Annotated in this window: 24 protein-coding genes and 4 pseudogenes; 13 read left to right on the top strand and 15 right to left on the bottom strand. The window is 54.9% G+C overall.

The window, feature by feature from the left end:
- Positions 1-32: 32 nt before the first annotated feature.
- Positions 33-368, bottom strand: coding sequence for an IS66 family insertion sequence element accessory protein TnpB (gene tnpB / locus GIW02_RS01365; RefSeq protein WP_015885960.1), 336 nt, complete (start codon positions 366-368; stop codon positions 33-35).
- A complete protein-coding gene (gene tnpA / locus GIW02_RS01360; protein WP_015885959.1) occupies positions 365-682 on the bottom strand; it encodes an IS66-like element accessory protein TnpA in 318 nt (105 codons plus the stop codon). The genes tnpB and tnpA overlap by 4 nt, the downstream gene beginning before the upstream one ends.
- Positions 683-1,367: 685 nt before the next feature.
- Between tnpA and GIW02_RS01355 the strand changes: the two genes are divergently transcribed.
- Positions 1,368-2,798 carry an IS1182 family transposase gene (locus GIW02_RS01355; RefSeq protein ID WP_236419985.1) on the top strand — a complete coding sequence of 477 codons (1,431 nt, stop codon included), beginning with the start codon at positions 1,368-1,370 and terminating at the stop codon, positions 2,796-2,798.
- A 270-nt stretch (positions 2,799-3,068) separates the two neighbouring features.
- Positions 3,069-3,305, top strand: a pseudogene (locus GIW02_RS01350) (transposase); the annotation flags it as partial.
- Positions 3,306-3,309: 4 nt separating this feature from the next.
- Here the strand turns inward: GIW02_RS01350 and GIW02_RS01345 are convergent.
- The 3 genes from GIW02_RS01345 to GIW02_RS01335 form a co-directional block, all read right to left on the bottom strand.
- Entirely contained in the window at positions 3,310-4,653 is a 1,344-nt protein-coding gene (locus GIW02_RS01345; protein ID WP_456361617.1) for a YfjI family protein, read from the bottom strand.
- A gap of 158 nt (positions 4,654-4,811) precedes the next feature.
- Complete coding sequence (locus GIW02_RS27160) at positions 4,812-5,219, bottom strand: helix-turn-helix transcriptional regulator (protein WP_456361616.1); 408 nt, start codon at positions 5,217-5,219, stop codon at positions 4,812-4,814.
- A 19-nt stretch (positions 5,220-5,238) separates the two neighbouring features.
- Positions 5,239-5,703 (bottom strand): hypothetical protein, encoded by a 465-nt coding sequence (locus tag GIW02_RS01335; protein ID WP_099236426.1) that lies wholly within the window; start codon positions 5,701-5,703, stop codon positions 5,239-5,241.
- A gap of 261 nt (positions 5,704-5,964) precedes the next feature.
- Between GIW02_RS01335 and GIW02_RS01330 the strand changes: the two genes are divergently transcribed.
- Together GIW02_RS01330 and GIW02_RS01325 are read left to right on the top strand one after the other, a co-directional pair.
- On the top strand, positions 5,965-6,444 hold the full coding sequence (locus GIW02_RS01330) for a MarR family winged helix-turn-helix transcriptional regulator (RefSeq protein WP_218244383.1): 480 nt from the start codon (positions 5,965-5,967) through the stop codon (positions 6,442-6,444).
- Positions 6,445-6,514: 70 nt separating this feature from the next.
- Positions 6,515-7,711 (top strand): FAD-dependent monooxygenase, encoded by a 1,197-nt coding sequence (locus GIW02_RS01325; RefSeq protein WP_236412038.1) that lies wholly within the window; start codon positions 6,515-6,517, stop codon positions 7,709-7,711.
- A gap of 177 nt (positions 7,712-7,888) precedes the next feature.
- Here the strand turns inward: GIW02_RS01325 and GIW02_RS27155 are convergent, their stop codons facing one another.
- On the bottom strand, positions 7,889-8,944 hold the full coding sequence (locus GIW02_RS27155) for an aspartyl protease family protein (RefSeq protein WP_456361619.1): 1,056 nt from the start codon (positions 8,942-8,944) through the stop codon (positions 7,889-7,891).
- 359 nt (positions 8,945-9,303) lie between these two features.
- On the opposite strand from GIW02_RS27155, the pseudogene GIW02_RS01320 reads away from it, so the two are divergent.
- Positions 9,304-9,871: pseudogene (locus tag GIW02_RS01320) on the top strand (IS66 family transposase); the annotation flags it as partial.
- A 264-nt stretch (positions 9,872-10,135) separates the two neighbouring features.
- Entirely contained in the window at positions 10,136-10,687 is a 552-nt protein-coding gene (locus tag GIW02_RS01315; RefSeq protein ID WP_236421753.1) for a CHASE3 domain-containing protein, read from the top strand.
- A gap of 314 nt (positions 10,688-11,001) precedes the next feature.
- Here GIW02_RS01315 and GIW02_RS01310 read toward each other — a convergent pair whose 3' ends face one another.
- Positions 11,002-11,331, bottom strand: a complete 330-nt coding sequence (locus tag GIW02_RS01310; protein ID WP_236412040.1) for a hypothetical protein — start codon at positions 11,329-11,331, stop codon at positions 11,002-11,004.
- Between the two features lie 370 nt (positions 11,332-11,701).
- On the opposite strand from GIW02_RS01310, the gene GIW02_RS01305 reads away from it, so the two are divergent.
- The 4 genes from GIW02_RS01305 (at position 11,702) to GIW02_RS01290 (ending at position 14,535) form a co-directional block, all read left to right on the top strand.
- Positions 11,702-12,307 (top strand): RNA polymerase sigma factor, encoded by a 606-nt coding sequence (locus GIW02_RS01305; RefSeq protein WP_236412042.1) that lies wholly within the window; start codon positions 11,702-11,704, stop codon positions 12,305-12,307.
- A 76-nt stretch (positions 12,308-12,383) separates the two neighbouring features.
- The gene (locus tag GIW02_RS01300) at positions 12,384-13,247 is read left to right on the top strand and encodes a patatin-like phospholipase family protein (RefSeq protein ID WP_236412044.1); all 864 of its coding nucleotides are present in this window, start codon (positions 12,384-12,386) and stop codon (positions 13,245-13,247) included.
- 101 nt (positions 13,248-13,348) lie between these two features.
- Positions 13,349-13,969: a tyrosine-type recombinase/integrase gene (locus GIW02_RS01295; RefSeq protein WP_236412046.1), complete on the top strand. Its 621-nt coding sequence runs from the start codon at positions 13,349-13,351 to the stop codon at positions 13,967-13,969.
- Positions 13,970-14,124: 155 nt separating this feature from the next.
- On the top strand, positions 14,125-14,535 hold the full coding sequence (locus tag GIW02_RS01290; protein ID WP_236412048.1) for a response regulator: 411 nt from the start codon (positions 14,125-14,127) through the stop codon (positions 14,533-14,535).
- Positions 14,536-14,720: 185 nt separating this feature from the next.
- On the opposite strand, the gene GIW02_RS01285 is transcribed toward GIW02_RS01290, so the two are convergent.
- Positions 14,721-15,089, bottom strand: a complete 369-nt coding sequence (locus GIW02_RS01285) for a response regulator (protein WP_104996016.1) — start codon at positions 15,087-15,089, stop codon at positions 14,721-14,723.
- Positions 15,090-15,112: 23 nt separating this feature from the next.
- Positions 15,113-16,555, bottom strand: coding sequence for an ATPase domain-containing protein (locus GIW02_RS01280; protein ID WP_236412074.1), 1,443 nt, complete (start codon positions 16,553-16,555; stop codon positions 15,113-15,115).
- Between the two features lie 477 nt (positions 16,556-17,032).
- Between GIW02_RS01280 and GIW02_RS01275 the strand changes: the two are divergent.
- The 3 genes and pseudogenes from GIW02_RS01275 to GIW02_RS01265 form a co-directional block, all read left to right on the top strand.
- A pseudogene (locus GIW02_RS01275) lies at positions 17,033-17,986 on the top strand (alkaline phosphatase family protein); the annotation flags it as partial.
- Between the two features lie 139 nt (positions 17,987-18,125).
- Positions 18,126-19,138 (top strand): annotated as a pseudogene (locus GIW02_RS01270) (diguanylate cyclase domain-containing protein).
- Positions 19,139-19,310: 172 nt separating this feature from the next.
- A complete protein-coding gene (locus GIW02_RS01265) occupies positions 19,311-20,018 on the top strand; it encodes a hypothetical protein (protein WP_236412049.1) in 708 nt (235 codons plus the stop codon).
- A gap of 132 nt (positions 20,019-20,150) precedes the next feature.
- Here the strand turns inward: GIW02_RS01265 and ptaA are convergent, their stop codons facing one another.
- The 6 genes from ptaA to cyoA all read right to left on the bottom strand — a co-directional run bounded on the left by ptaA (position 20,151) and on the right by cyoA (position 26,223).
- Complete coding sequence (gene ptaA / locus GIW02_RS01260; RefSeq protein ID WP_236412051.1) at positions 20,151-21,233, bottom strand: pyoverdine biosynthesis transaminase PtaA; 1,083 nt, start codon at positions 21,231-21,233, stop codon at positions 20,151-20,153.
- A 156-nt stretch (positions 21,234-21,389) separates the two neighbouring features.
- Positions 21,390-22,277: a heme o synthase gene (gene cyoE / locus GIW02_RS01255; RefSeq protein ID WP_236412053.1), complete on the bottom strand. Its 888-nt coding sequence runs from the start codon at positions 22,275-22,277 to the stop codon at positions 21,390-21,392.
- Between the two features lie 11 nt (positions 22,278-22,288).
- Positions 22,289-22,630, bottom strand: a complete 342-nt coding sequence (cyoD, locus tag GIW02_RS01250; protein WP_010206434.1) for a cytochrome o ubiquinol oxidase subunit IV — start codon at positions 22,628-22,630, stop codon at positions 22,289-22,291.
- Entirely contained in the window at positions 22,630-23,256 is a 627-nt protein-coding gene (locus GIW02_RS01245; protein ID WP_010206435.1) for a cytochrome o ubiquinol oxidase subunit III, read from the bottom strand. Before GIW02_RS01245 ends, cyoD begins: the two co-directional genes overlap by 1 nt.
- 3 nt (positions 23,257-23,259) lie before the next feature.
- Positions 23,260-25,278: a cytochrome o ubiquinol oxidase subunit I gene (gene cyoB / locus GIW02_RS01240; protein WP_015885813.1), complete on the bottom strand. Its 2,019-nt coding sequence runs from the start codon at positions 25,276-25,278 to the stop codon at positions 23,260-23,262.
- A 3-nt stretch (positions 25,279-25,281) separates the two neighbouring features.
- Positions 25,282-26,223: a ubiquinol oxidase subunit II gene (cyoA, locus tag GIW02_RS01235; RefSeq protein WP_043205874.1), complete on the bottom strand. Its 942-nt coding sequence runs from the start codon at positions 26,221-26,223 to the stop codon at positions 25,282-25,284.
- Between the last annotated feature and the right edge of the window lie 283 nt (positions 26,224-26,506).

The raw sequence follows: 26,506 nt of genomic DNA, 5'->3' as shown, positions 1-26,506 counted from the left end.
GCAGTCCTCCGGTCACAGCTATAAGCCAGGTATTAGAGCAATGTAATTGCGCCGCCTGCACCTACTCGCTGCCAAGGCAATCCAAGTACCAGCGCCTGGAGTTGTTCGGGGTCGAGTTCGACCTCCGCGCCAAGATGGATGCCCGGCCAATGAAACTTGCCCTGATTCAAGCGTCGCGCCGCTAGCCAAATACCAACGCCGTCATGCACCAGCACCTTTATGCGGTTGGCCCGGCGGTTGGCAAAGAGGTAGGCGCAGTGCGGCTTCGCCGCACCGAACACGGCAACCACCCGGGCCAGTGCAGTGTCAGTGCCGGCCCGCATGTCCATGGGCTGGGTGGCGAGCCAGATGGAGTCGATACGAATCATTGGGCCAGGCCACGGATAAAACACGCGCAGCCGTCCGGATCTGAGGCTGGCCATTTTACGGTGACGGATTTATCGCCCAGAACCAGTGAGATGATCACCGTCTCTTCTGTTGCGCGCTTGGGTGCAGCTTGTACGGGGATGAAGGCCGGCAGAGTTGCGGGTGATTGATCCCGGTAAATCGGTAGCCACTTGCGGATCACGTTGGCGTTGATGCCGTGATGGATGGCTACGCTGGAAATCGTCGCTCCAGGTTGCAAGCATTCCTGGACGACCTGGGCTTTAAATGGTTTGGGGTAAGAGCTGCGTTGGCGCATGGAAATCCTGGCGATAAGGGTGATCGCGTCCGCTTAAAATACGCGGACACCATCGCCCTAAATACTGGAGTTCGGTAGGTGTGTTCGCCATCCGCTTACGCAATGATGTCCATTGGGAAAAGAGAACAGATTTATTTCTCTGTTCTAAACGTCCGCTTCTGGCAGAGAGCTGCCACTCACGAACGACTGCTTTCGGCCCAGAGTGTGTCAAAACCCTTGTTAGCGGCTTCCACTCTAGTGTTTTTTCCTACTCAGCCCAGGTCAGACATCAGTTGCTCAGATTCAGTATAAGATTCCGGAAATCAGCAGGTACGCCGACAACGTGGGCTAGAGGCTAGAAATCTGGGGGTTGGATGATTGCAAGCAACGTTTCATATCTTTGTCCGGTTTGTGGATACCCCGGGCTTGAAGAGCCTCCATACGATGAGGTTGGCTGCTCTTCGTTTGGCATGTGCCCGTCCTGCGGTACGCAGTTCGGCTATGATGACGCAACATCTGCTCATGCTGATTTGCGGAGATTATGGATCTCTAAAGGAATGCTTTGGTGGAGCAAAGCTCAAGCGTCGCCGAGTGGTTGGGACCCGGTAAAGCAACTACAGGCGGTTGAAAAACGCATCAATATCTGAACAGAACACCGCTCTTAGCCCTGCTATGATTTCTGAGGATTTCATCGCAGGGATCGCCCATGAAGCGCTTTATCCAAGGTGAACATCGAGGCCAAGAAACCTTCCTTCCCGCGAGCCTCGACGATTACGTCACGGATGCCAATCCGGTGCGCGTAGTCGACATCTTTGTCGACGAACTGGACCTGGTCAAACTAGGTTTCGAGGGCGCCTTACCTGCTGATACAGGCCGGCCGGCTTACCATCCCTCGGTCCTGCTGAAGATCTACATCTACGGCTATCTGAACCGCATTCCATCGAGCCGGCGTCTTGAACGAGAAGCCCAACGCAACGTCGAGCTGATGTGGCTGACTGGGCGTTTGATGCCCGATTTCAAGACCATCGCCAACTTCCGAAAAGACAACAGCAAGGCCATCCGAGGTGTCTGCCGCCAGTTCGTGGTGCTGTGCCAGCAGCTAGGACTGTTCGAAGAAAATCTGGTCGCCATCGACGGCAGTAAATTCAAGGCCGTCAATAACCGCGACCGCAATTTCACCAGCGCCAAGCTGAAACGGCGGATGGAAGAAATTGAATCAAGTATCAATCGGTACCTGACTACGCTCGCCGAAACCGACCTGCAAGAACCCTCGGTCGCTCAGCCCAAGGCTGCTCGTCTGCAAGAGAAAATCGACAAGCTCAAAGCTCAGATGAAAGAGTTGCAGGTCATTGAAACTCAGCTCAACGAATCACCGGATAAACAGGTTTCACTGACCGATCCAGACGCCCGTTCCATGATGACGCGCGGCACTGGTATCGTCGGTTACAACGTGCAGACAGCGGTCGATACCCAGCACCATTTGATCGTTGCCCATGAGGTTACCAACGTCGGTTCCGACCGCGATCAACTCAGTTCGATGGCCAAGCAGGCCCGCGAGGCTATGGCGTCAGATACGTTGTCGGTAGTAGCTGACCGAGGTTACTTCAAAAGCGAACAAGTCCTGGCTTGTCACGATGCAGGTATCACCGCCTATGTGCCCAAGCCGATGACCTCTGGAGCCAAGGCTGACGGGCGTTTCAATAACGATGCCTTTCTCTATGACGCGGCAAAAAACGAATATATTTGTCCCGCTGGAGAGGCGTTGATCTGGCGCTTTTCCAGCGTTGAAAAAGGCCTGAAGTTGCACCGTTACTGGAGTTCTAATTGCCAGGGATGCGTGCTGAAATCGAAGTGCACACCGAGCAAGCAACGGCGAGTTCGGCGATGGGAGCATGAAGCCGTATTGGAGGAAATGCAGAACAGGCTGAGCAACGCGCCGGACATGATGCGAATCCGCAAGCGTACGGTCGAGCATCCCTTCGGGACACTCAAACAATGGATGGGCGCCACACATTTCCTGACACGAAAGCTGAACGGAGTAAGTGCGGAGATGAGCTTGAACGTCCTCGCCTACAACTTGAAACGAGTCATGAAAATTCTCGGTACCAGCGGTTTAATGAAGGCGCTGTCGGCCTGAAGAGGTCTGTATTTTGGCCACCCAGCAAGGTAGAAGCGGCGCTAGGGGCTCCCAGACCCTCGTGATGATCCGCAGGACTTGTTGTGAGCAATTACTCAGCTAACAACCGTCAGCGCTGCGCGCCGACAGTGCATCAGCGCGTTTTTACACACTCTGGGCCAATAGCGGTCAGTCGCGACCGGCTGCTATCGGCCGATTCTGTTGAAAAAGTAGATCTCCTGCTTGGCCTGCGGCAAAATCAGGTCATCGGCCAGCGGGAGGATTCGCAGCATGATGGGACAATTGTCGAGTGGACAAGAGAGACTGTTTTACTCGTTCAACATTGAAGAGCACATCCCAGCCAATCACCTCCTGCGCAACATTGATCGATGCCTCGATCTGAGCGATCTGCGCTATTACCTCGCCGACTTTTACAGCCCGATTGGGCGTCCCTCGATTGATCCTGAACTGATGATCCGCCTGCTGATCGTGGGCTACTGCTACGGCATTCGCTCCGAACGCAGGTTAGAGGCTACGTTTTTCGCCAGATGTAGCGTGTTGATGGGCGGCCACCTTTTTCTCCGGCCACCTCGTAGCCAATGATTAAGTCGTGTTCAGCCAGAACTGCGAGTGCGTTGTTCACAGCGTCCTGCGAGCCCAATCCCATCCAGTCCTTCTGACGCACCTCGCGTGGGGTAAACGGTTCGGGTAATTTCTGCTGACGCTCCAGGATCAGCCTTGCACCGAGTAGTGGGGCGTTGATAGCTGCGCCGTAGAGTCGCAAGCCATGGCTCATCAGGTAGCTCGCCCAGTTAATGGCGCGGGACGTGGACTCAGTGCCCACGGCTCTCTGTCCACCTTCGACCAGTTCGAACAGTAGGGCCAACCCCGCAATGGTCTGCGGCATTTTTAGATAATGGGATTGCAATGCTGGGTGAAGTTCTTCGCTCCGGCTTTGTTGCATATGATGCGTATACCAGGCGTTAAATATCTCCTGTGCTTCCGGGCTGAACCTGAGAGCAGCACGAGGCTCGGATGGGAGCTGGTCGAGGTGGTTAATAATCTCCTCTACGTGCTCAGCGGCAGCTTGGTTCGGCCAGCGATCGACCAGACGCCACTCACGGACGTCGTCGGGATAGACGGCGAGCTGTAGGCGCTGAATCAGGCCGTCATCCACTTCGCCGCTGATCGCGGCGTTCACGAGGGATGCGATTCGTGAGGGTTGAATTCCGCCTATCAGCGACAAACAACATGACTCGATGAACAGGGTGCCTCGGCCAATACGATCGTATGTAAATGAGCCGTTGCCATAGAAGCACTCCAGATAGAAAGCGCGTGCCACTGAGCCGTCCTCGCTCTGTATTGTTGCGAGCCAGCCCCCGAGCTCGTCACGTACTAGCAGCAGGCCGTTTGGGTTTTCGTTGAGCAGCTCACCGAGCTTTTCTACCGTTGAGTCGTTGACGGTGTAACGACGCTGCACTGGAGGCAGCACATCACTCGAAACCTTGGTGAGTTCCTCCCGCGCTCCAAGTTTGTCGCCGCTGCCTACAAGTTTCGTGGCCTTGCTCTTAGCAGCCTTGCGCTCGATGTCGAGCAGCTCACTGTTGGTCCTGTACTCCTCCAACGCTATGAAGTGCTGATTTCGCTCTCTTGTCTCCAATGCGTCCAAGGGACGAAGCGCTTGCTTGAGCGCTGGTGTTTTCATCGCAGACGGCCGTCCAATGATGACGCCCCATTGGTTGGGAACCACAGTCCAATCATCATGCTGTTTCGGGTGGATGGTAAATTTGCGACCGACTACAGTGCTGACAGCCACTACAAGCGCGACTCCAACAAAATCAGGCGGGCACTGGGTGCGCTCAGCGATATCCCGCACGTATTCCTGAAGAGCAGGAGGCAGCAGTTCGTCATGTCAGGGCATGACCCTGGCCACCCCACTCGGGAGTGGTTTTGGCAGGATGCCTGGGTTCAGGTATGAGGCAAGTGCCCGCTCGGGCATCTCTGCCAAGAACGATGGTATCTGCTCGTGCGTGCTCATTGGCCCTCTCTCTCAGCGAGATCCAGAGGGGCTCCATCACGCTCGCTGATCTTTCTCTCCAACCAGGCTTCTACCTCTGCGACGACGAAGTAAACGCCAGCCTGTTTGCTCGGTCCAAATTTGATGGGGCGCGGGAAGCTGGGATCGGTTTCGCGCAGCTTTTCAAGGCCCGAGCGGCTTTTGTCAAAGCAGTGCTGCAGAGAGATGTGGCTGATCAGGTACTTCTTGGGGCATGTGTCGGCATTTGTGGATCTCTGTGTGTAAGCCGACACAGATTTAATACCCCTGACAGACCGCTGTGGCGCGATTTCAAACCGGAAAAGCGTCGGAAAGCGCTCAGTTAGCTGTCGGAGTTCTTCCGCGATTTGCTCGGCAGCGGACCGACGCCTGTCACGCAAACTCACTACTTACCCCTATGACACTTCAATCTTTGGGTGGGGGCAATTTAACCAGCTTTAGAACGCCGCCGTCGTACCATGGCATCGCCACGGCGCCTGCTGCGCCTAGGTAGACTGTCATTTGGTCACCAGGCCCCCAGGTCCCCGACCCGCAGCGCAGCATATAGGCTACAGGGTGTCGCATGCCAAGCTGGCGCAATTGTGGTTGCAGTTCTGCCGGCGGCATGGCTTGCAAGCGATCCAAGGTAGGCTCCGCGCACGCGTCGTTTGTAGCCGTGGGCTGATCCCACGCCAGGCGCTGTGGCGTAAAGGTAAGGCGCTTGCCCATCAGACTTGGATCGTTGTCACCGAGCGCCTGTACGCCGTTGGCGGACACGGCGACTCCGGCTACCCGCCAATTACCGATGAAGTTCGAAGGAGCGTCCGCCGCCATCACCGAGGTTGCTACACTTAGCAACAGTGCCACACCCGAATTAAATGTTTTCTTCATGTCTATAGCCCGCTCTGTGGTGATGCCTTTAATACGCCGCATCTTAGAGGAAGTGGCACTGCGATGCGTGTTGCGTTAGCCGGATTGTAGAGGTAGCACGGACTACGGTGGTCCCAAGACTTGCTAGGGGCACGTCGCCTCTCAGCAGGAGGACATTTTCGGCAAGGATGATGAGGACCCCAATGAGCTGCGAAGCTGGCTTAACGGCTGGAGATAATCAAACGGTTCGCGTGCACGTCGGATTCACATGGCATCAGGCTAGTGATAGCCATCAATTTCGGACAAAATGATGTCATGAAAAATGAAAAAGATATTCATCCCGACGCGGCTGTTGCTCCCAGCTATCTCGCCAAGCACGCAGAGCGCGTATTTCATCGCGCGGTAGAGGCAACGTTAAGATCACGCGGGACATCGCTCACTTTAATCGGCCCATTGCTGTGGCTATCTTGGCGCGGCCCTATGCTTCAGCGCGATCTTGTGAAAGCATCTGCGGTAAAACAACCTGCCATGGTTGCGACTCTAGATAAGCTAGAAGCGGCCGGCTTGGTTGAGAGGGAGGTTGTAGCGACAAATAAGCGTGCTGCGCTTGTAAGCATCACATCACGCGGTAGGGATACTGCAGCGCTAGGACGGCAGGTTTTGCTTGATACTAACGCACAGGGCATGAATGGATTCACGCCTGAGGAAACAGCGACCTTGGTGGCTTTACTCCAGAGATTTATCGCAAATTTAGAAGCCTGATATATTAAATCACGCGTGATGTCATTTTATATCATGCGTGATATTGTGTGCGGATCATAGGAGAATCTGCATGCGTAAAAAAATCCTCATCAGCGGGGCAAGCGTCGCTGGCAATACCACAGCTTGGTGGCTTTCCCGATACGGCTTTGACGTTACTGTAATTGAAAAGGCTCCCGCATTTCGTGATGCAGGCCAAAACGTTGATGTCCGAGGAGCAGGTCGACATGTACTGCGAATGATGGGGCTTGAGCGCGCGGCTTTAGATCTTCGCACCTCTGAGGTGGGAACTGATTGGGTAGACGAATATGACAATCCAATCGCCCGCTTCACAGTTGATGAAGTTGGGGACGGTCCAACAGCAGAGTTGGAAATAATGCGTGGCGACATTGCTCGATTGATCTATGAGCCTGCGAGTAACAGATCAACCTATTTATTCAATGAGACTATCACGGCACTTGAGCAAGATGCACACGGCATCACCGTGCACTTCCAGAATCGCCCGAGTGCTCAATACGATGCTGTGATTGTGGCGGAGGGTGTAGGATCATCCACTCGCGAATTGATTTTTCCAGGAGAGAACAACCCGAAGTGGATGGACATGACTCTTGCCTATTTCGCAATACCCAAGACTTCCGTCGATGGTGTGTTCGCGCGTCAATACAATACGGTAGGTGGAATCGGAGCGACGTTAAAACCTGGCCGCGAGAATAGCGTACATGTATACATGGGTATGCAGAGAAAGTCTGAAGGCGAGAATGAGTGGTCTGTAGAGCGGCAAAAAGAGTTCCTGCAAGAGAAATTTTCCGATGCAGGATGGCATTTTCCACGCATTCTTGAGGGTATGAATAAGACTGATAATTTCTATTTTGATGTTCTTCGACAGGTCAGAATGGGCCGCTGGCATCACAATCGTGTCGTCCTTACAGGTGATTCTGCATGGTGCGTTACGCCTTTGTCTGGCATCGGCACCACGCTAGCTATAGTCGGCGGCTATGTATTGGCAGGAGAGTTATCAAAAACGGACGATCTTCCTTCTGCATTGGCCTCTTACGAGCGCGTCATGCGCCCGTTTGTAAGAGAAGGACAAGGCGTTCCTAAAATTCTGCCTCGTGTGCTTTGGCCTCATTCTCGTATCGGTCTTAAATTGCTCAGAGAGCTTATCCGCATCGCAGGAAAACCAGTATTGCGTAAAATATTCTCCAGTCTTCTGCTTCGGAATTCAGAAAAAATTGATATTCCAATATATGCATTAAAAAGCATAGATTAATATGTTAAATTTAGCTTTGCAGCTTTCCTTGCAGGTTTTGTACTTTATAAGTTTTTAAAGTTTATTCGAGAGACCGCTAGTTAGGTTAGGGAAAATTTAATAGCTAAGCATCCTAAATTTAAAAGTATGGGCCTCATAGTGGAGGTTGAGGCCCATGCCAATTAAATTTGATTACATTTATTTCCTCGAAGAAGGAAAGTCATGATTTGCAGTGTTAGCATGAACCGCCATTCCTCCTGTCTTCGCATTGTATAACACGTCATAAAAGTAATATGGCAGCAGCCCCGCTGAGATTTGTACTCCAGGGCGATTGGGTGCAGGGGAAAAATTAGCCCTACCCCTACGCTCAGGATCTCCTGCCCGAAATTCTATTGATGGCAGCGGAGCTCCGGACGCCGAGGTAAATCGCATCTCAATTGGTGCTCCGGGCTGCCAAGCTCTCGGACGTTCGGCATTGCGTACAGTTATAGCTGGTGCACCGGTATCCCAGAGTATCGCGCTACATATTTCCTGAGCCTCCAAGCGCGCTACTTTTATGCAGCCATCAACCGAGCCCGTAGGATTACCTTTCGACAGCAATGGTACAAAATCCTTAATGTCATGTGAGTCGGGGTTGAGAATGAGGAAGCCATCTCCTTCGCCACGCTGAGGTATATGCACTATCCAGCTATCTACTCCAAGTTTTACTAACGGGTTGGGAGCGAGCTTTGATCCGAAGCGAATGCCTACGATCGCGGGAAACCCTTGACCCGGATACCCCGACCCCATTAGCCCATATTGAGAAGGGGTGAGTTTACCCGCTGGGCAGTCGATGCCTCCTCCGCGGCATCCTGTAATCCGAACGGCCTGCAGGGATATTTCTTTTTTCGAACTACCTATCTGAACTGATGCGAGCGTGTTCGGACCGATTAACGTGACTCCACTTCCGTACCCGTAAGTATCATCCACTCCAGAAGGTGATACTCCCGCTCGTTCGACCGCTCGAGGTAGTAAACGCAATCCTGTAGATCCAGTATCTAATCCCGCCTGTATCGGTTGACCATTTACAATGACATTGATCGTATATCTGGGGACCTTCTTAGGTCCGATCAGTACTTCATGAATGGGCACCACACTTCGTTGACCGAATGTGTTTGCGTCAACGTTGACGAGCGGGGGCTGAGCATTCGCTGCCCACACGTTACCCAAGACCAAAGCCAACAGAAGACTACCCTTCGCCACTTTTTTCTTCATCATCGCCGTTACCTAAGAATAGAGCACATGCATGTATGTCGCCCCTTAAATGCAATTTATATCACTAGTGATTTAACATTAGCTGAACCAATACTGAATGACTTTGATTTTTATATTTCGCAGTAAATTGAGTGTTGATGTAGCCGGTGAGTAATAACCGAGCCTAGTACATATTTGGTTTCCTCACTTTTTGAGCGGGGTAGCCATCCACTACGTCGACCTGTTGTATAGCCATAGCTGCGTGTGTTGGCTTATATTTGTCGACTAGCACGAGCGAAAAGCAGACCTCGTGCGCACCTGGCAGGGCAAGGTGATGGTCAGCATCAACACCATCCAGATATCCGGCAGGTGTTTGAAGGTCCTGCATCGAGACCATGGATAAGCAAATCGCGCATTACAAGTCGGTCAACGAGAAACCGGCCCACGAGATCGCACTGTTCATACACGTCAGGTTTGCAAAGCGCTGCGAGCAATTGAGCCTGGATCAAGCCAACCTGCTCTACGCCTTGATCAGCGCGGGTATCGACGGTAACGAGGCCGAACTTGAGGTACTGCAACCGACACCTGTCAAGCCCAGAATGCGCCAGCAACCCAAGCGCGCATCGCTGCCCCCATAGTTTCCTCGCATACTGATCCATAACGAACAGGACAACAGCAACTGCCAGTGAACTTGCGCCCTCAAGCGCATCGGCGGAGATCCCAGCGCAAAGCTCGACTACACGCCCGGTATGTTCGCCGTTGAGCGCCTCATCCGTGGAAAGTGTGCCTACGGACAGTGCGAAACTCTGATCCAGGCGCCGGTACTTGCGCACGTCATCGACAAAGGCATTCCGACAGCGGACCTGCTGGCCCACATCTATGGTGGCCACGTTCGCCGACCATCTGCCGCTGTATCGCCAAGAGAAAATCTTTGGCCTTGCCGGGCTGATCCCGGCTACCGTCCACAGGATAACGAGTCCAATACTTGCTTCTCCCCGGTCAATCCCACTGAAATTAGAGCGCTCAATATTGTTGATTTCCTTTTGAGCAGACATTGGCCTCTTCGAATTCCACGATCCACGGCAACCAGTGCTGCTGACTTCGGGGACGAATGGCGTGGTGAGGCAAAACTAATTCAAAAGCATTGCTCAAGCTTTGCGTGAATTTCACGATAACGTGATTGCGCGTTTACCTAATCATGCAGGCCATCCCATGTTCTCGAGATTCACGATTTCTCAAAAGTTAAGCCTCGGCTTTGGCTTAATCATTTTGATTATTTGCATCATGGTCGCAGTGGTTCGTGATGCTTTCAGCAAAATCGACGAAGCTACTAATTGGAACATTCACACGTACACAGTGTTGGAAGCAAGTAATAAGCTCCTTATCAGCCTGACCAATATCGAGACGGGGATGCGGGGCTTTGCACTGAGTGGCGACGATGACTTTCTGGCACCGCTCATTGCCGGCAAAAACAATTTCGGTCAGGTCCATGGAGAGCTTGTAAAGCTCACGTCCGATAACCCAGCTCAGCAGCAGCGATTGGCTGAGCTCAAGGTGATTCAGCAGAAATGGTTTGGCGAAGATATCGAAGGCACGGTGGCGTTGCGCAGATCAATGGTTGCGGGAAAAGCGACCATCGATGATGTCGTCAAACGCATCAAGGATCGCCAAGACAAAGCCAAGATGGATGGCATGCGCAAGTTGATTGCCGACCTGCAACAGGATGAGCAAAAGCTTCTTTCTGATTCGCCCCGGGTTTCGTAGACACCCGACGGCCGCTTGCTGCCCCTCACGACAGGCAGCAATCGGCGAGGCTGTGTAAAAACGTTTTTGAGCGCAACAGGTACTCAAAACCGGACTTAAAATCGTGCTTCTACGCGAAATCCACATCTGTGACGTGCTGATAAATTTTAGATTTAACGTAGACGCGCGCACTTCAATCTTGGCGAAGCGTTTTTACACACTCTGGGCCGATTGCCGCCCGTCTCGACAGGCAGCTATGGGGCGCCCTCTGCCCGTCACTACAGGCGGGAGTCGGCCAACAGCAGACTGGCTTGTCGCCTGCTGAGAAACATGATTTACATCGGCTTGATCGATACCACTTCTACATATCGAAATTTCTTCCTAGCTGCTTTGGTGGCTTCCTGCTCTGCTAGCAGCGTACTCAGAGTATCGGCTTCATGGACGATCTCAAACGTCCTTCCTTCGAACTCATTGCTAACACGGAGCGTCACTACAAGTCTCGAGGTAAAGGTTTTGGAGACCTTCTTTTTCGCCACCTTTGATACGGGCACGACAGCAACGCCCAGTTGGACTTCTTCCAAGGGGGCGGTGCTCACCGGCGCATATATTTCGGCATTGCCGAACAATGCTTGGCGCATCTCTTCTTCAGTCCATTCTTTGTTCATGCTGCTTCTCAAGGGTCTGATTACTCAACCAGCGCAATTCTAACAGAGCTGAACATGCCGCTGGATGGGGCCACTGCTTCAGAATTACTGACACCTGGTTGAAACCATAACCGGCAGTGAGCGGCGAACAGTTGCCAGTCGCATGCGTCTAGAAAAGTTGCGGCGATTAACTCTTTCCAAATTTAATTCTCTTCGACGTGCATCTAACGAAGGGGTTGACCCGTATGTCCTCTTGAGGGCTCGAGTGCGATGAGTATCCGAGACGATCAAGCGATGCAGTGCGATGGGCGGTTCACGCATTTCGTGATCCGAACCGTCATCTCTGCCAAGGACAGCTACGATCATGATACGACCACAGTCAGGTACTGCCATGAACGCCACGGATGACGCTCATTTTTTGGACCGCCTATTGCGCGGAGAACAGGACGCATATCGTGATTTGGTGTGCACGCATCAGGGAGCAATGAAGGCCGTAGCTTATGGAATCGTGGGACGGCACCATGCAGACGACGTGGTGCAGGAGGCATGGCTTGCGATTGTGAGAGGTATAGGGAAATTTCAGAGACGATCCAGCTTGAAAACCTGGATGCTGACGATCACTTCCAATACGGCGAAATGCCGATACAAAGCTCGGCGAAGTGAGTCGAACTGTATTCCATGTACCTCTTGGATCGAGGGAGGAGGCGTTTTATTTGTAGATGATCGTTCCTACACACCGCCTGTGGTATCGCATGAAGATAGCCCTGAAGCGCTTCTGACCGAATCCGAGCTATATGCTCGCATAAACATTGTTCTCGAGGAGCTGCCGGAGTTGCAGAGAAGCGTATTGATATTGAGAGAGCGCTCTGGATTGGATCTAGATGAAATTTCTACGCTTCTCGGAATATCGCTGACTAACGTAAGAGTGCTTCTGCACCGAGCTCGTTTAAAGGTTTTTTCTGCAATTGCGGAGTACCAGTCTGTTTTTGATATGTGAGGGTCATGGGGATTTCGCAACTGCCTGGATGTTGGCACTCGAAAAATGGTACTGAGATTTCCACTGGAGGTCTGCCATGGAGACTGTAAAAACTGCACTCGTTCTCGCAGGTGGGGGCAGCCTCGGTGCGGTTCAGGTCGGAATGTTGCAAGCCCTTGTGGAGGAGGGGGTCAGATTCGATTTAGTGGTTGGTGCATCAGTCGGCGCCATCAATGGTGCGTATTTCGCGGCCAGGCCGAACGCCCAGGGCGTGGCTGAACTCGCGGACTTCTGGCGGGGTTTGCGAAAGGCAGATGTGTTTCCATTTTCGGTACTCGACACTCTGTCGGCGATCTTGCGGCGTCGTGGGTATCTTCTTCGCGCTTCAGCGTTACAAAACCTAGTGCGTCGATCGCTGCCTGTGAATTTGATCGAAGATACTGAGTTGCCGTTATATATCGTCACCACCAACCTGCTCAGCGGTGCTGAAGAGTTGCTGTCAAGTGGCAGTGCTGAGCAGGCATTGCTCGCCAGCGCGGCAATTCCTCTGGTGTTTCCAACCGTACGAATAGGTGACAAGCTCTTGATCGACGGTGGAGTAGCTAGCAACACACCAATTGCCAGTGCGGTCTCGCTAGGTGCCACACGCGTTGTGGTGGTGCCAACTGGTTTCGGTTGTGCGTGCCCAAGCCCACCGAGCGGGCTCGTTGCATTAGCCTTGCACACACTCAACCTAATGAGCATGCGCCAACTGGTGCGCGATATTGAATTGTACGCTCCGCGGGCATCTATTCATGTCGTTGCGCCGTTGTGCCCGCTAAATGCTTCGGTATTCGATTTCAGCCAAACAGATCAGTTGCTACAACGCGCTTATCAGTCGACCCAAACATGGATTGAAGAGGGCGGGTTAATCCGCACAGGTGTGCCGGATTCGCTGCAGGCCCATACCCATACCCATTGAATCACCCCTGCTTTTGTAGACACTCGATGACCGCTATTGGCCGGTTAGCGACCGTTGCTCCGATTAGCCATCCTTGTCCTTCCACACGTGGAGGACTTGTCATGAACATCATCGCTACCTGCAGACGTCAGCCCTGGAACAAAGGAAAACTGGTCGGGCAGAAAACCCCACTCCGACTGAGAGATATCTGGGCCATCCGAGTAAGGCTTCAAATTGCGGAAAGAACCCGAGATCTGGCTCTCTTCGATCTGGCCATCGACAGCAAGCTTCGAGCCTGCGACTTAACCAAGCTCCGCGTGCGCGATGTTGCTCATGGCGAGCACTTATCATCACGAGCCATGGTGATGCAGCAGAAAACGCAGCGGCCTGTGCAGTTTGAGATCACTGAGCAAACACGATCTGCTCTCGGGGCCTGGATACATCGGGCCCAGCTACGCAGCGAGGACTACCTTTTTCCTAGCCGGCTGCATACTTCAGACCATCTATCTACTCGTCAATACGCTCGTATCGTCAAAGGCTGGGTGAAAGCCGTGGACCTTGATCCAGCCATGTATGGCACACACACAATGAGACGTACGAAGGCATCACTGATCTATCGCAGGACGAAGAACCTGCGGGCGGTTCAGTTGCTGCTCGGCCATACGAAGCTGGAGAGCACTGTTCGATATCTGGGGATTGAGGTCGATGATGCCCTGGAGATGGCGGAACAGACTGAGGTTTGACCATGCATAGCGACGGTCGAAGTCAGACCGTCGCTAACCGGCCAATAGCGGACTTTCGACTTGTTTCACTACGTCCAAGATGTAATCTTAGCGAGGTCTACAATCAACTCCACGAATCGAGCTGTAGCACAATTGGTCAATTCAGGAACGATCTCATGAATGAGGAATGCGAAAAACCTTCGCCTCTGTCTGAGCCGGTAATCGTCGTGGAGGACGACCAACTAATTCGCGGTCTAATGATAGATATTTTGTCAGAAATAGGTTTGCGCTCGCAGGGCTTTGATAGCGCTGATGGTGCTTTAATTCATATGCTCAGCACGCCGCACACGTACCCACTGGTGATCGCGGATCACGGCTTGCCTGGCAAGCTCAAAGGTTCGGATTTTATCGCGGTGGTGAAGGCAAGATGGCCTAGCACTGCCACGATTCTTACTTCTGGATACTCATTGGATCCTACCATCGTGCCGCCCTCTACAACGTACTTGGAAAAGCCGTGGTCGATGGACGAGCTGGTGACAGCGGTGGCAAATTCACTTCATACAGATCCTCCGCGCCGTAAGATGTGAATGCGTCTTTGCCATACCTCTTCCTTATGTTTTAACTCCCTGAGTATCCTTTCTCAAAAAACGGTGTGCGCGGTTATAGCCCACGGCCAGAGAAGACACCGGGCAACCTCGTCAGCAGAGCTGGCGTCGCCAATTGCAATTGGGGGTTTCACCTTGGCCAGCGCACATTAATAACCCTAGTGAGTTCAGCGCTGGTCTTGGACCAAGAGCTTTTTAACTTCGGCAATGATCAAGTCGATATTGAATGGCTTTGCCAAAACCGCATCAAACAGATCCGATCTCTCCATACCAATGTGTGCTTGAGCACCGCTCATAAGGATGATTGGCAAATGCTTGACGGATGGAAGAGCTCGGACGGCTGTAGCGAACTCCAAGCCATCCATCACCGGCATCATAAAGTCTGTGATGATCAAGGCTGGCCCCTCTCTATCCAACACCTCAAGCCCTTTTCGACCATTGCTGGCAGTTACCACCATGAACCCCTCATCCTCCAGCGCAAAGCTGAGAATGTCAGCGATCAAATACTCGTCGTCGACGACCAAGATGGTGGTCATGTTAATTCAACCCGCGCAAAGGCTTAAGATTTTGAACCGGGCGATGTCTCAACGTGGACTGAAGGTTCATGTCTCGAAGCCTTTTTCAGGAAAACGTCTTGATCACGAATGACGACCTCGAATCGCGAAGGGTCGTAAGAGCTGTCTCGTACTTTAAGAATGGAAAGCGTCCTGCTTAGTTCAGAGTGATTCTCATAGAATCGCATCAGCATCAGGTTGTCGACGATGCTGGACAGGTCTGAGTTCGGCGCGCTTACCTCTGAACCGAACAGATCGCGCATTTCCCAGGATGCAAATACCGTAACGCCCCTGGATCGCAGTTCGTTCATCAGAGCACTGAAGAAGTCAGTAATCCGCGCTGGATTGGTCGTGACTCGCGTCATGCCGCTTAGGCTATCGATGAACAAACGCTTGATGCCCTTTTCTTCGACGATACTCAACAGTCGTGCACCCAGCCCATCGAGAAGCCCCTCTGTGGTGGGCTGCCAGGCTATGTTCAACGCGCCGCTATCTTCCATGCCCTTGATATCGATACCCAGTGATTGGCCTTTGAGTCGCAGCCGTTGTGGGCTTTCGTAGAAGCCAAAATGTAGGCCCGGCGCTTCCAGAGTCGACTCGGCCAGGAACTTAAGACCCAGCGTCGTTTTACCAATCCCAGAGGGGCCTATGACCAGAGATACACTAGAGCTGTGCAGACCTCCGCCTAATATGTCGTCCAGTGATTTAATGCCACTGGCGATACGCGTCATGTCAGCGCTATCGGTAGAAGACGGGTGGCTGTAGAGACTTTCGAGTCGCGGGTAAACCACCAAGCCCTTGTCGGTAATTTCACACTCGTGAAGACCGGTCATGGCTCCGCTGCCGCGAGTTTTGCGCAGCTGAATTCGACGCACTGAGCGAGTGCCATATAGCTCTTCGCCCATCTCTATGACGCCATCAACCATGGTGTGCTCAGGACTGCCGTCGTCGAGGCGGGAGCTGGTAAGAAACAGCACCGTGCAACCCGCAAAAGCGGCGTGGCCTTGCAGTTCAGAAATGAATTTCTTGGTGTCGATGTGTGAATCAGCTTTTGAGCGCGCATTGAGCAAACCGTCCACAACCATAACGGTGGCTTTCTGACGGCTTATCTCACGTCGAAGTAGTTTCACTACTTCATCCAAACCTTCGTTTTCCAGGGTGTCAAACGCGCTAACGAACTGGATTTCAGCCCCGACTTTGGAAGAGTCGAAAAAGCTTAGAGTTGAAAGAAACTGAAAAAGGCGATCATGCGATTCAGCCAGCAGTGTGGCGACCAGAACCCGCCCCCCGCTATTTGCATGATGAAAACCAAGCTGGTTGGCGAGGATCGTTTTTCCAGACCCAGGCCGCCCTTGGATTATGTATGAAGCGCCTGCTACCAGCCCGCCCTTGAGCAGAGCGTCGAGCCCTTCGATTCCACTTTGGAGGCGTTTTAGCTTTTCCACGATGCGACCCTGATCTGAAAAACAGGCTGTTTAAGCCGAGTGAACAGAATGCTAACGCCAATTCTTCTTCGGAGCCATTCTGGTTGAGTATAAAGGTGGAGCGTTATCGCACTCTGGTGTCATAAAAGCTGCCCACGAGCGGCTGCTTTTGGCCGTTTTCTGCCTGTCACGTAGGGCAGCGAACGATCTTTAGCGGAAATTAACGTTCAGTCGCCCCACCCAGTGCAGCCGTTCATGACGGTTGAGATTGGCGAAAGCGAACGTGACGTTTCCAGCATATATGCTCTTTCGCTGTAACCTCTGGAAACCCAATGGTTTTAGTGGTCTAAAACTAGGCACTGGCGAGTGTTTGATATGGACAAAGGCGGTAGTGAATGTCCATACGCAGTTAATGTCCATACGGACAGAGGCCGACTTCTTGAAAAGCCGCGGTTTTACTGATCCTGAGTCGTTGTCTTCACCTCTCTGGCATTGGACTACGATGGTCACGACATCACCGACGACTGGAACCTCAGCGCCCAATGGGAAGAAACCGCCTACGGCCACCCCTTCTCCAAGCGCATCATCGGCAACGCCCTGCTCGCCTACCTGCTGTGCCAAGGCTGGGGGAATCAGCCGCAGGTGTTCGACGAACCGCTCAAGCACAGCCTCGCACTGACCACCCAGACGCAAGACAACTACCTGAGCCCCGCCGCGCACGACGCACTGCTGGAGACGCTGCTCGCGTTCCAGCAGTGGCACTACGTGCTGCCCACCACGCCCGCGCTGGTGGTGCTCGACACCCGCACCCGCCGCTGGCGCAGCGAGTTCACCCTCAAGCAACCTTCCGGCCTGCTGGACTGGGAAGCCTTGAGCGAGCTGCAACAGGCATTGCTGGACCACCCCTCGGCCATCATCGTTTCGCCCGCGCCGATCTTTGGCGTCAAGCTGATCGAAACCGTGCAGAAGGTGTTCAGTTGGTGCGGCCATCCGCTGCTGGTGGACGCCGAAAACTGGATGGCCCATCGCGGCGCCGCACAGGTGATCCTCAACATTTTTCGCCATTCGCGTACGCCGGGTAACTACGTGATCCTCTCGGGCGATGTGCACTATTCGTTCGTCTACGAAGTGCTGATCCGCCATCGCAACGCCGGCCCGAGGATCTGGCAGATCACCAGCAGCGGCATCAAGAACGAATTCCCCCCGCGCTTGCTGGAATGGTTCGACCGCCTCAACCGCTGGCTCTACTCGCCACGCTCGCCCCTCAACTGGTTCACCCGCCGCCGCACCATGCAGGTGGTGCCGCATATCCCGGAGCACGCCGAGGCCGGTGAACGGCTATGGAACTCCGCCGGGATGGGCCAGGTGTTTTTCAACCAGCAGGGCCAGCCGGACGGGATCTACCAGCACAACGCAGATGGCAAGGTGAGGACGCGGATGGTGGCGCCTGAGTAGCGGCCTAACGCCACATTCCTGCGACCGTCCATCTGCCCTATTCAAACCACTCAAGCCGCGTTGTACAGTAGCGTCAGCCACGGAGTATCGGCGTCAACAGGGGCTGGCATTGAGGCCAGCCTGGGCAAGGAGCGCACAGATGGACGATATCTCCGACAACACCTCGCACGCGCGTGATTTTTCTCATTTCAACGCCGACATGCTGCACACGGTGCTGGAACTGGTCAGCGACGGGATCTGGGACTGGAACGCCAATACCGGCTTCGTCTACCGCAGCCTGGGCTGGTACGAAATGCTTGGTTACCCGCGCCACTCCCTGGAAAACACGGTGTTCACCTGGGAAAGCGTGATCCACCCCGACGACTACCCCCAAGTGATGACGCTGTTCGACGACTACATCAACCGTCGCGCGCCCCACTATCAGGCCGAATATCGTTGCCGCAAAAAAGATGGCAGCTACCTGTGGATCGAAGACCGCGGCTATGTGATTGCGCGTAACGACGACGCGTCGGTGGCACGGATGGTGGGTGCCCACCGTGATATCCATGCACGCAAAAGCTCTGTCGAGCAATTGGAACGGCGCAATCAATCCCTTGAAACCCTGGTGGCCGAGCGCACGCGCGAGCTGTCGCGGTCAATCAACAGCTGCAACTACAGCTCGACGAAAATCGCTGCCTGGCCGAACGCGACGCCCTGACCCTGATTGCCAACCGCTATCGCCTGGAAAAAGACCTGCTGGAAGAATGCGACCGCGCCCAGCGTTTTCGCCTGCCGATGGCACTGATCGCGATGGACATAGATGACTTCAAGCCGATCAACGACCGCTATGGTCACAGCGTGGGCGACCAGACCCTGGTACGCGTGGTGGAGTCGCTGGAAAGCTGCCTTCGCCCCGATGACCTGCTGGCCCGCTGGGGCGGCGACGAGTTTATGTTGATCCTGCCCCAAAGCTCACTGGAGGAAGCCATCGCGGTGGCCGAGCGCCTCGGCCAGACAGTCAGGGACAACCCACTGACCGCTGATTTCACGGTAACCCTGAGCATTGGCGTGGCTGTGCGCCAACCCGGTGAGGCCCCCGAGGCCCTCATGGCGCGCGCCGATAAGGCGTTGTATCGCGCCAAGGCCGCGGGCAAAAACAGGGTGAGCGAATAACACGGAGCGGAGGCTTGAGGCGTGTTTCAAGCAATGGGTGTAATCGCGCGCATCCACTGGCCGGCAGCCTTGCACCGCGATGGGGGCATTGTGCTGCCTTGACCTGATCCCCCTCGCCGCTGAAAATGCCCGACGCTTTTTTGTCTCTGTTTATTCAAGTAGTGAAATTTCAATGTCTGATTCCTGCACCGCCGAAGAATCCGTAGTCGTCTTGCAATCCAAAGCTGAATACGAAAACGCCATCAATCTTTCACAGCACGTGCCTGCGGCCAAGATCATCAGCGAAATGGTGCTGGACGCGTTCCACACCTCCAAAGAAAGCGACCAGATCCGCGAGCTGCGCGTGGCCATCCGCCAGGCTCACGATGCCTTCGACGACGACACGGCCTACGACCTGATGGGCCAGCTCAAGCAGCTCAAGGACGCCGAGGCGGCTGACAACATTGCCCTCGAAGACCTGAGCAGCAAGTTCTCGATTAGCCGCATCCTGTCCAGCTTCAAGGACGACCCGCAGTTTCAGGAGCTGGTCTACGGCCTGGCCCTCAAGGTGCTGAACCAGTCCCACCAGGCCATCAGCAACCCAAGCGCCGGCAAGAGCAAGGCCTCACGGGCCAAGAAAGAAGCCGAAGTGTTTGTGATCAGCAAGGATGGCATCAGCGTCACTCTGCCGCTGCGCACGCCGCGTTCGAAGCTGAATGTCGACCGCGAAGCGTTCGAGTTCCTGGGCTTCAGTTTTGTGGGTGAAGGCGATGAAGCTGAGCTGGAGGTTGAAAGCTTTGTGGATAACGCCGGCGCCGAGCATCCGCTGAGCCGCAAGAGCGTGATTACCGCACTGCAACAGCAGACTGCGTTTGACGGGTACAGCATCGCGCAGCAGTAACAGCGTCGCACTCAATGTGGGAGGGGGCTTGCTCCCGATAGCGGTGTATCAGTCACTAGTGTCGCGACTGTGACGCCGCCATCGGGAGCAAGCCCCCTCCCACATTGGTTCTGTGTCATATCGACGAGCGCACTAGACCTGCGCCGCAAACACCTCGCGAAACCGCGCCATCTCCCGCTTGTTTCCGACCGTCACCCGCACCCACTGCGGCCAGTTTTGCCACACCCGCCCGATCATCACGCCTTGCGCGGCAAGCGTCTTGATGACCTGCTCAGCCGGTTGCTTCACGTCGATCATGAAGCAGTTGCTCTGCGAAGCGGTGCAGGTAAACCCCCGGGCCTTGAGCCAGGCAACGGTTTCATCGCGCAACTGGGCATTGAGCGCCTTGCGCTGGGGCAGCAATTTTACGTCCTGCAGGCTGGCGAGGCCGCCGAGCAAGCTGGAACCCGCCGGTACGTTGTCGCCGCCAAACACTGCCAACTTCGCCAACAGCGCAGGGTTGCCGATCGCCAAGCCCAGGCGGGCGCCGGCCATGCCGTAGATTTTCGAGAAGGTGCGCAGCACCAGCAGGTCGTCGTGGTCCTTGACCCAGCTCACGCAACTGGGTGCGTCGGAAAAGTCGATATAGGCCTCGTCCACCACCAGCACGCTGCCTTTGGGTTTATTGGCCAGGGCTTGGCGGATGGCCTCGGTGGGCGTCAGGGTGCCGGTGGGGTTGTTGGGGTTGCACAGGTAGAGCATGCCGGCCTGGGGGTCGGCGGCGAGCATGGCCGGTACATCGTGGGCGTGGCTGGCATCGAGGTTTACTTCGCGCACCGGCACCTTGCCGGACTCGGCCGCCTGGCGCGGAACTTCGTAGGATGGCGTGGCCATCACCAGGCCGCGGGTTTCGCTGGTGAACGCCAGCACCGCATAGCGCAGGGCCGCCATGGAGCCGGAGAACACCGCCACCTGTTCCTCGGCAAGCCCTTGCTGTTGGGCAAACAGGCCCGCCAGCGCGTACATGTGCTGATAGGGATAGCGCCCGGCCGTTGCGATCCCGCGCTGCATCGCCTCGCGTGCGGCGCCTGAAGGCCCGTAGGGGCTTTCGTTGTAGTTGAGCAGCACCTTGTCAGTCTTGGCCGGCGCCGGCGCGGCGACCGCCCAATCCAGGCGCCCCAGCAACGGCAGGGCGGCGCCAATGGCGAGAAGGGATCGACGACTAACGCTGACCATGGTGACTACTCCTTGTAGGCGGGGGATGGATTCGCACAGCTCGTACAGAGGGGTATGACGAGAAAAACACCGGCGAATTTAAACGAGCGTCCCCAGCCCGCCCAAAAAAAAGCCCCGCACTTCTGTCGAAGGCGGGGCTTTTTACTGCTTGGACACTCAGTGAGCGTAGGTCAGCAGCAGCTCTTTCGGCACTTGGAAATCCAGGGACATCATCACGCTGAGCGCGGTGATGGTGAAGATCGAGAACACGAACAGCTTGCGCGCCCAGACGGTGTCATCCACCGCCTTGTAGCCCGTCCAGGCCATGTACAACCAGTACATGCCCATGGCGGCGGCGACGGCGAGGTAGCTCATGCCGGCGTAGCCGCTGAAGGTCAACATCAAGGTCGCCACGAGGAAGGCCAGGATGTACAGCAGGATGTGTTTCTTGGCCACCTGGATGCCACGCTTGACCGGCAGAACCGGAATCGACGCAGCCAGGTAGTCATTGAAGCGGAAAATCGCGATAGCGTACGAGTGCGGCATCTGCCACAGGCTGAACATCACCAGTAGCGTCAACGCGGCCATGTCGAAGCTATTGGTCACAGCCACATAACCAATCACCGGCGGCATCGCCCCCGACAGACTGCCCACCAGCGTGCCGTGAACCGACTTGCGCTTGAGGTACAGGCTGTAGAGGCCGACGTAGATGACAAAGCCGATCACGGCAAACAGCGCCGCCAACGGGTTGGCCACCTTGTACAACAGTGCCACACCGGCAACACCCAGGACGGACGCGTAGATCAATGCCAGCTTCAGGGAGATAAGGCCCTGCACCAGCACGCGATTCTTGGTGCGCTCCATCTTGATGTCGATGTCACGGTCGATGCAGTTGTTGAATACGCAACCGGAAGCTACCACCAGGGACGTGCCGATCATTGCAGCCAGGAAAATGGCCAGATCGACATGCCCCTTGGAGGCCAGGAAGAAACCGCCCGCCACAGAAAGCACGTTACCGAAAATGATCCCCGGTTTGGTGATTTGGATAAAGTGCTTAAGCGACATCGGGTCTTACCTCACTTCGCCATCATGAACGTATGGATGCTGAACATGATCCAGATCGACAGACCAACCAGCAGCAGGATCACAAGACCTGCGAACACAAACGCAATCACGTTATCGCGCTGCTCTTTGGAGCGGTCCAGGTGCAGGAAGTACACCAGGTGAACCAGCACCTGAATCACCGCGAACGCCAGTACGATCATCAAGGTGATCGACTTGGGCAGGGTCGGGTACATCACCAGACCGAACGGGATGAGCGTCAGGATTACCGACAGGATGAAGCCGATAGCGTAGGACTTAACGCTGCCGTGGCTCGCATCATGGCTGTCATGGTCATGGGAGTGTGCATTAGCCATTACAGAGTCCCCATCAGGTAAACAACGGTGAAGACGCAGATCCAGACCACGTCCAGGAAGTGCCAGAACAGGCTCAGGCAGCTCAGGCGAGTCTTGTTGGTGTTGGTCAGGCCGTGTTTATTGACCTGATACATCATCACCGCCATCCACAGCAGGCCGGCAGTTACGTGCAGACCGTGAGTACCGACCAGCGTGAAGAACGCCGACAGGAAACCGGAACGGTGCGGGCCGTAGCCTTCGGAGATCAGCAGGTGGAACTCGTTGATCTCCATGCCGATGAAGCCCAGGCCGAACAGGAAGGTCAGTGCCAACCAGCTCAGTACGCCTTTCTTGTTGCCCTTGTAGAAGGCCAACATGGCGAAGCCGTAGGTGATCGAACTGAACAACAGCAAGGCGGTTTCGCCGAGCACGTAAGGCAGTTCGAAGATGTCGTGGCCCGACGGGCCACCCGCTACGTTGTTTACCAGTACCGCGTACACCGCGAAGATCGACGCAAACAAGATGCAGTCGGTCATCAGGTAGAGCCAGAAACCGAAAACGGTCATCGGCCCCGAGTCGTGGTGATGGTCATCGTGCCCATGGTCATCGACATGGGCGTGTCCAGCATTGGTCACTAAGTTCGACATGGTTTAAGCCTGTTCCAACGAGGTTTCTACACGGTTGGCCGGGATTTTCTTCTCGGCGACCAGGCGAGCGTGCTGCTCGGCTTCGATGCGTTCGATCGTTTCGACCGGCACCATGTAGCCTTGATCATCACGTGCAGCGTGGACGATGAAGTAACCGATGGTGCCTACCAGGCCCACGATCGCCAGCCACCAGATGTGCCAGATCATCGCGAAACCGAACACGGTCAACAGCGCGCCCATCACCACGCCAGTGGCGGTGTTGTTTGGCATGTGGATCGGTTCGTAGTGCTTAGGACGCTGGTACGCAGTACCGTCTTCCTTGGCTTCGGTGAACGCATCAATGGTGTTCGCAGTAGGGATCACGGCGAAGTTGTAGAACGGTGGTGGCGACGAGGTCGACCATTCCAGGGTGTGGCCATTCCATGGGTCGCCGGAGTCGCAAGCGTTCTGCTTACGGTCACGGATGCTCACGTACAGCTGGATCAGCTGGCAGGCGATACCCACAGCGATCATGATTGCACCGAACATGGCGACGTACAGGTACGGCACCCACTCAGGGTTGGTAGTAGCGTTCAGACGACGGGTCATGCCCATGAAGCCCAGTGCATAGAGCGGCATGAACGCGACGAAGAAGCCCGAGATCCAGAACCAGAATGCAGCCTTGCCCCAACCTTCGTGCAGCTTGAAGCCGAACGCTTTCGGGAAGTAGAAGCTGAAACCAGCGATGTAACCGAATACAGCACCACCGATGATCACGTTGTGGAAGTGAGCGATCACGAACAGGCTGTTGTGCAGCACGAAGTCAGCACCCGGGATGGCCAGCAGTACGCCGGTCATGCCGCCGATGGCGAAGGTCACCATGAAGCCCAGGGTCCACAGGACCTGGCTGGTCATGCGCAGACGACCGTGGTAGATGGTGAACAGCCAGTTGAATAGCTTCACCCCCGTCGGGATGGAAATCAGCATCGTCGCCAGGCCGAAGAAGGCGTTGACGCTGGCCCCCGAACCCATGGTGAAGAAGTGGTGCAGCCACACCATGAAGCCCAGTACAGAGATTGCGCCCGATGCGTAAACCATCGAGTGGTGACCGAACAGGCGCTTGCCGGTAAAGGTCGAGATCACTTCGGAGAAGATACCGAACGCTGGCAGGATCAGGATGTACACCTCAGGGTGACCCCATGCCCAGAACAGGTTCACGTACATCATTGGATTGCCACCAAGTTCATTGGTGAAAATGTGGAAATCCAGGTAACGGTCAAGCGACAGCAGCGCCATGGTAGCGGCCAGGATCGGGAACGAAGCCACGATCAGGACGTTGGCCCAGGTGCAGGTCCAGGTGAAGATCGGCATGTCCATCAGTTTCATGCCAGGGGCGCGCATCTTGAGGACGGTGGCCAGAAAGTTGACCCCCGTCAATGTCGTCCCGAGTCCTGATAACTGTAGCGCCCAGATGTAGTAGTCCACACCCACGCCAGGGCTGTATTGCAGGCCAGACAATGGCGGATACGCAACCCAACCGGTCTTGGCGAATTCGCCGACGCCCAGGGAAACGTTGATCAGCACAACGCCGGAAACCAGCAGCCAGAAGCTCAGGGAGTTCAGGAACGGGTAGGCAACGTCACGGGCACCAATCTGCAGCGGCAAGGCAAGGTTCATCAGGCCGGTGAAGAATGGCATCGCCATGAAGATGATCATGATCACACCGTGAGCGGTGAAGATCTGGTCATAGTGTTCAGGCGGCAGGTAGCCAGGCGAACCCTCGGTGGCCATGGCCAACTGGGTACGCATCATGATGGCGTCGGCAAAACCACGCAGCAGCATGACCATGGCCACGATGACGTACATGACACCGATTTTCTTGTGGTCGACCGACGTCAGCCACTCGGTCCACAGGTAGGTCCACTTCTTGAAATACGTGATTGCTGCAAACAGTGCCAGACCACCCAGCGCGATCATGGCGATGGTAATCATCACAATCGGCTCGTGGAACGGGACCGCATCCCAACTTAATTTACCAAACATCGTTTACTCCTCTGCCCCAGCAGTTGAATGCGAGCCCGTGTCAGAACCTTCAACCGCGGCCACTTCTTTCTTCTCGTGCTTGACCGGCTTGCCTGGCTTCATACCTTCGTACTTGTCGACGATTTTCTGAAACAGGTTCGGCTCGTACGTGGAGTACAGGGCGACTGGGTTGTTCTGGCTTGGTTTGGTCAGGGCGTCGTATTCAGCTTGATCAAGCTGTTTAGGTGCGGCCTTGACTTCGGCTACCCAGGCGTTGAAATCTTCCTGGCTCGTCGAGATGGCTTTGAATTTCATGCCGGTGAAGCCAGCGCCGCTGTAGTTAGCGGAGATGCCTTCCATTTCAGCTTTTTCGTTGGCGATCAGGTGCAGTCGGGTCTGCATGCCTGCCATCGCGTAGATCTGACCGCCCAGGGCAGGGATGAAGAACGAGTTCATCACGGCGTCGGAGGTGATCCGGAAATTAAGCGGAGTGTTCTCCGGGAACCGAATCTGGTTAACCGTGGCGATACCCAGGTCCGGGTAGATGAACAGCCACTTCCAGTCCAGCGCGACCACTTCGATGTTGATCGGCTTGACGTCGGATTCCAGCGGACGGTACGGGTCCAGCTCGTGGGTCGACTTATAGGTGATGTAACCCAGGGCGATGATGATGAGGATCGGGACCAGCCACACCGCGATTTCGATCTTGGTGGAGTGCGACCACTTAGGCGCGTAGGTCGCGTTGGTGTTCGACGCGCGGTATTTCCAGGCGAAGGCGAAGGTCATGATGATCACAGGCACCACGACCAACAGCATCAGCAGCGTAGCGGTGATGATCAGGTTTCGTTGATCCAGACCGATCTGTCCTTTTGGGTCCATCAAGGTCCACTTGCAGCCTCCCAGCATTAACATCATGCCAAGCAGCGGCAAAAAGCCTAGTAATCGGGGGTACCTGTTTTTACTCATCTCACGACCTCTAAAGCAGCTTGCGCAATGCAGTTGGGTTTTGATCGCCAACACTTCACCCTGCCAAGGGTTGGCATTTCTCTTCGATTGAATAAGAGCCTGCCCGTCACGCCATAACTGTACGTTTCACGGACCTGCGGTGAGTTCTTATTCGATTTCGTGGTTAAAGGCCTTGTTACAGACCAATTCCATTTGGTGCGGATAGTTGAAAGGCTGCCGGAACCTTGGGGTCGCACAGAGCCATCCATCTGCCCCTCGACCGCTCCAGTGCTCAAATATTGAA

It is taken from the genome of Pseudomonas syringae, assembly GCF_021606685.1.
GTDB classification, from domain to species: Bacteria; Pseudomonadota; Gammaproteobacteria; order Pseudomonadales; family Pseudomonadaceae; genus Aquipseudomonas; species Aquipseudomonas syringae_R.
The sequence above is the reverse complement of the archived record's forward strand: the minus strand, read 5'-3'. Positions and strand labels throughout refer to the sequence as shown.